This is a genomic window from Falsiroseomonas oryzae (genome assembly GCF_027856955.1).
Taxonomy (GTDB): domain Bacteria; phylum Pseudomonadota; class Alphaproteobacteria; order Acetobacterales; family Acetobacteraceae; genus Falsiroseomonas; species Falsiroseomonas oryzae.
This window is the reverse complement of sequence record NZ_JAPSMD010000405.1, coordinates 1-4,827: the sequence shown is the minus strand read 5'-3', so window position 1 is coordinate 4,827 and position 4,827 is coordinate 1. Positions and strand designations below refer to the sequence as shown.

The 4,827-nt window shown below is 74.2% G+C and carries 5 protein-coding genes; 1 reads left to right on the top strand and 4 read right to left on the bottom strand.

Annotated elements, in window-relative coordinates:
* From OZN99_RS25590 to OZN99_RS25580, 3 genes are all read right to left on the bottom strand, one after another.
* The coding region (locus OZN99_RS25590) for an NAD(P)H-dependent oxidoreductase (protein ID WP_270938061.1) at positions 1-1,278 on the bottom strand (1,278 nt) is incomplete at its 3' end.
* A 49-nt stretch (positions 1,279-1,327) separates the two neighbouring features.
* The gene (locus OZN99_RS25585) at positions 1,328-1,519 is read right to left on the bottom strand and encodes a hypothetical protein (protein WP_270938060.1); all 192 of its coding nucleotides are present in this window, start codon (positions 1,517-1,519) and stop codon (positions 1,328-1,330) included.
* A gap of 4 nt (positions 1,520-1,523) precedes the next feature.
* Positions 1,524-2,528, bottom strand: coding sequence for an NAD(P)H-quinone oxidoreductase (locus OZN99_RS25580; RefSeq protein ID WP_270938059.1), 1,005 nt, complete (start codon positions 2,526-2,528; stop codon positions 1,524-1,526).
* A gap of 128 nt (positions 2,529-2,656) precedes the next feature.
* Here OZN99_RS25580 and OZN99_RS25575 point away from each other — a divergent pair, with 128 nt between their 5' ends.
* Entirely contained in the window at positions 2,657-3,940 is a 1,284-nt protein-coding gene (locus OZN99_RS25575; protein ID WP_270938058.1) for an ABC transporter substrate-binding protein, read from the top strand.
* 120 nt (positions 3,941-4,060) lie between these two features.
* Here OZN99_RS25575 and OZN99_RS25570 read toward each other — a convergent pair.
* A partial coding sequence (locus OZN99_RS25570; RefSeq protein ID WP_270938057.1) for an RMD1 family protein occupies positions 4,061-4,827 on the bottom strand: 767 nt, incomplete at its 5' end.

The following is a 4,827-nucleotide window of genomic DNA, read 5'->3' as shown; positions in this document are numbered from 1 at the left end:
GGCCAGGTCGGCCTCCGTCAGCATCACGCCCTCCGCCACGTCTCGCGCCAGCGCGACGCCATGCGCAAGCCCGATCGGCAGCGCGGCCTCGCGCAGCGAGCGCGTCGCGGGGACGCATTTCCCCCAGACGGTCGCGCCGCCCTCGCCGTCCAGCACCTCGCCCGCGCGCAGCGCGCGCTTCGCCACGGCGACGCAGTCGCCGCGCCATTCGCGCGCGCAGCCCGTCGGCTCCCGGCGCAGGGCGGCGGAGGCGACGGAGACGCCGAGCTCCAGCCCGATGAAGTGATAGGGCCGCCACAGCGCGGCGTAGCGGCCGCTGTCGTCGGTGGCGACGCCGTATTCGGCGAAGCAGCGGCGGGCGTAGTCGGTCTCGCCCTCGAAGACGACATAGACGCCCCAGCGCAGGTCGTCGGCGATGGGCGAGCCATCGCGGTTCAGCGAGGACACGACCTCCACCATGCCCTTGCGCGGCAGCACGCCGCCTTCGTTGTGCGGGCGCAGCACATTCGGAAGCTGCGACGTGCCGCAGGGCGGGAAGCCGAGCCCGTCATCCGGCGGCGCCAGGCCGCATCCGTTGGCGATGGCCGCCATCTCGATGCCGGACTTCGTGCCGTCCAGGAAGGAGTTGAACATGCGCGGGTTCATGCCGCCCGCAGCGGCCTGCTCCGCGCTCAGACCGTAGAACTCCCACACCGTCTCCGGCGTGGAAGCGTGGTAGCGCGGCAGGTATTTCGTGCCCTTGCCCGCGGCGACGACGGAGAAGCCCGCGGCGCGCACGGTGTCCACCATCTCCGCCACCAGGGCGGGCTGGTCGCCATAGGCCATGGAGTAGACCACGCCGGCCTGCTCCGCCTCGGCGGCCAGCACCGGGCCGGCGAGCACGTCGGCCTCGACGTTCACCATCACGACATGCTTGCCGTTGGCGATGGCGTGGCGCGCATGGCGCAGACCCGCGGCGGGATCGCCGGTGGCCTCCACCACCACCTCCACGCGTGGATCGGCGATGAGGGCGAGGCTGTCCTCCGTCAGCCAGGTGCCGCCGGTGGCCACCGCGTCCCCGGCGTCGCGCGCGGTGGCGCGCGCCTCCTCCCAGCCGATGCGGGAGAGCGCGGCGCGGGCGCGCGGGATGGAGAGGTCGGCGATGCCGAGGATGTGCAGCCCGGCCGTGCGCGGCGCCTGGTGCAGGAACATGGAGCCGAACTTGCCGGCGCCGATGACGGCGACGCGGATGGGCTTGGATTGCGCGGCGCGCTGGAGGAGGAGGCGATGGAGGTTCAAGGGCGGACCGTCGGGCTGAAGGTTGTCAGCGGATACGCGGATGCGTCGGTCAGGGCTGGCGCCACTGGCGCGGGCCGTAGCCCGGCAGCTGCGTGGTGCCGGGGCGGCGCAGGAGGTGCAGCGCGCCGGCCGCAGCCACCAGCGCGGCAACGCCCTGCGTGACGCCGCGCGCGCGGCGGCCACCGATGCGTACCGCCAGGACCAGCACGACCAGGCCGGCGCCGATCAGCAGCCAGCCCATCGGCTCAGCCGACCGTCAGCATGATCTTGCCGATATGCGTGCTGCTCTCCATCAGCCGGTGCGCCTCCGCGGCCTGGGCGAGCGGGAAGACCTGGAAGATGCGCGGGCCGCACTTGCCGGCGGCGAGCAGCGGCCAGACCTTGGCCTCCAGCGCGGCGGCGATGGCGCCCTTCTCGGCGGTGGTGCGCGGACGCATCGTGCTGCCGGTCACCGTCAGGCGCTTCACCATGATGGGGCGCAGATCCACGCTCTCGGCGACGTGGCCGTTCAGGAAGGCGATCATCACCAGCCGCCCGTCCAGCTTCAGGCAGCGGATGTTCTTCGCGAAATAGGGCGCGCCGACCATGTCGAGCACGACATCCACGCCCTTGCCGCCGGTGAGCGTCTTCACTTCCTCGACGAAATCCTGCGCGCGGTAGTCGATGCCCGCATCGGCGCCGAGCTCAAGGCAGGCGGCGACCTTCCCCGGGCTGCCGGCGGTGGCGAAGACCGTCGCGCCGAAGGCCTTGGCCAGCTGGATCGCGGTGACGCCGATGCCGCTGGTGCCGCCATGGATCAGCACCGTCTCCCCGGCGGAGAGGCGGCCATGGCCGAACAGGTTGGCGAAGACGGTGAAGTAGGTCTCCGGCAGGGCGGCCGCGCGCACCGCGTCGTAGCCCTCGGGCCAGGGCAGCGTCTGCGCCTCCGGCGCGGCGCAGTACTCGGCATAGGCGCCGCCATTCGCCAGCGCGGTGACGCGGTCGCCCACCTTCCAGCGCGCCACCTTGGCGCCCACCGCCACCACCTCCCCGGCGCATTCCAGGCCGATGATCGGGCTCGCGCCGGGGGGCGGCGGATAGCTGCCGCTGCGCTGCGCGACATCGGGACGGTTCACGCCGACCGCCATGGTGCGGATCAGCACCTCGTCCGGCGCGGGCTGCGGCAGCGGACCGCGGCTCGGCACCAGCACCTCCGGCCCGCCGCCGGCGCCATGTGCGATGAAGGTCATCTCCTGCGGAAGCGCAACCATGCCGTGCATCCCTTTGATGCGGTCGAGGGACCACGCGCCTCCGCCCCCGTCAAGCCGCGGCGGAAGGGTTGCGCGGCGCCCGCGCGCCGTGAAAGGTAACGCCTGCTTGCTGGGGGAGATGGGCGGGGATGGGCGACATCCTCCGCGGCGGTTCGGGCCGCGGGCGGCTTGGCTGCGGGCCGCGTGGAATCACCCGCCGGACGCTCGGCGTCATCGGTGCCAGCCTGCTCGCCCGACCCGCCCTCGCGCAGGCACCGGCGGAGATCCGCCTCGGCGCCGTCTTCCCGCTCTCCGGGCCGCTCGCGCTGCTTGGCGACGAGAGCTTCCGCGGCGTCGAGTTGGCCGTCGAGGAGCGCAACGCGGCCGGCGGCGTGCTGGGACGCCAGCTGCGCCTGGCGCGCGCCGATGCGCCGGACGACGCCGCCGCCGCGCAGGAGACGCGCCGCCTGGTGAGCGGTGCGGAGCGCGTCGCGGCGATCTTCGGCAGCTTCGCCTCCGCCGTCGCACTGCCCGGCAGCCAGGTCGCGGAAGCGGCGGGCGTGCCGTGGTTCGAGATCGGCGCGCTCGCGGATGCGGTGGTGGATCGCGGCTTCCGCTGGGTGTTCCGCGCCTCCCCGCATGCCGCCGACTACGCCGCCTGCGCGATCGCCGGGGTGACAGAGGTGCTGGCGCCGGCGCTCGGTGTCGCGCCGGAGAGCCTGCGGCTGGCCATCGCGCATGAAGAGGCGCCGGGCGGGCAATCCGTCGGCACCGCGCAGGAGGCGCTGGCGCGCACGCGCGGGCTGACGCTGGTGGAGCGCGCTGCCTATGCCTCGCGCGCGGCCGACCTCTCGGCACTCGTGCAGCGCCTGCGGGGGCAGGAGGCGCAGGTGGTGCTGCATACCGGCGCGCCCGGCGACGAGGTGCTGCTGTTCCGCGCGATGCGCGATGCCGGCTGGCGGCCGCGCATGGTGATCGGCACCGCCGGCGGCTACGGCCTGGTGGAGACGGCGCGCAGCCTCGGCGATGCGCTGCTCGGCGCGATGAGCGCCGACCTGCCGCCCTTCGCCATCAATGAACGCTTCGCGCCCGGCGCGCGCGCCTTCGCCGAGACATATCTGCGCCGCTACGGGGCGGAGCCGCGGTCGGGCCACGGGCTTGCGGCTTATGTCGGCGCACGGCTGTTCCTGGAGGCGCTGCATCGCGCCGGCGGGCCGGAGAAGGAGCGCGTGCGCACCGCCGTGCTGGCGCTCGACGTGGCAGAGGGCACGACCGCCGCGGGCTGGGGCGGGCGCTTCGACGAGCGCGGCCAGAACACCCGCGCGCGCCCGCTGCTGTGCCAGTGGCAGGCCTGGCCGCAGGGGCTGCGGCAGGTGGTGGTGCAGCCGGCCGCGGCGGCGGTGGCGGACGCGGTGCCGCGGCTGGGCGGCTGATCCTAGACCGGCGTAGCCCTGACTGTGTTCAGGGCTCCGCCGGTCTCGCTTCCACTGGCCCGGCGATTCACGCCCTTCGCCGTGCCCACCTCCGGTGTGCACACTCAGGGCGATCGCGGCCTACGGCTTCAGCAGCCCATAGACCGCGGCGCCGACCTCGAGCGCGATCATCAGCGCCACCGCCACTTCCAGCCCGCGCGACCGCCGCGCCTCCACCAGGGAGAGCAGCGTCTCCGAGGTCTCGCGGATCATGCCCAGCTTGCGCGACAGCGCCTCCGTCCGCTCCTCCAACTCCCATTCCTCGGCCATGGCCAGGTAGAGCGGTGACAGGCCGGGGTGGTCCCAGAGCAGGTCGGGCTTGGCTATGGTGTCCACCCGGGCCCCGGCGCGGGAGCGCGCGGCGATCACCTCCCCGATGGAGCGCAGCAGCACCGAGGAGGACGGCGCGAGCCGGCCCTGGCGCAGCCGCGCCAGCACGGGATCGAGCCGGTCCAGCGTGCGCTCCAGCATGGCTTCCTGGTGCGACAGCAGTGCGCTGCGGGCCAGAGCCTCCGCCACCAGCGCCAGGCGCGGCACGGACAGGTCGTTCAGGTGCACCGTGCCGTCGCGGTCGAGCCCTTCCTCGCCGGGACCGACGCGGATGGCGGCGGTCTCCTGCAGCGGCTGGGGCAGCGGGTCCTCGACGCGCGGTCGCAACCGCGTGGCCAGCCGCTCCGTCGCCTCGGCAGTCATGCCGATGGTGACGAGCGCCCCCCAGCGCAGGCCGAAGGCGTGGCCGGGCCCCTCCTCCGCGATGGCGACGATGCCGGGCAGCGGCGCGCCCGCGCGGTCCAGCCCGCGCGCGTCGAGCCGCTCGCCGAGCAGCAGCGCGCGGGCGGGGATGGTGC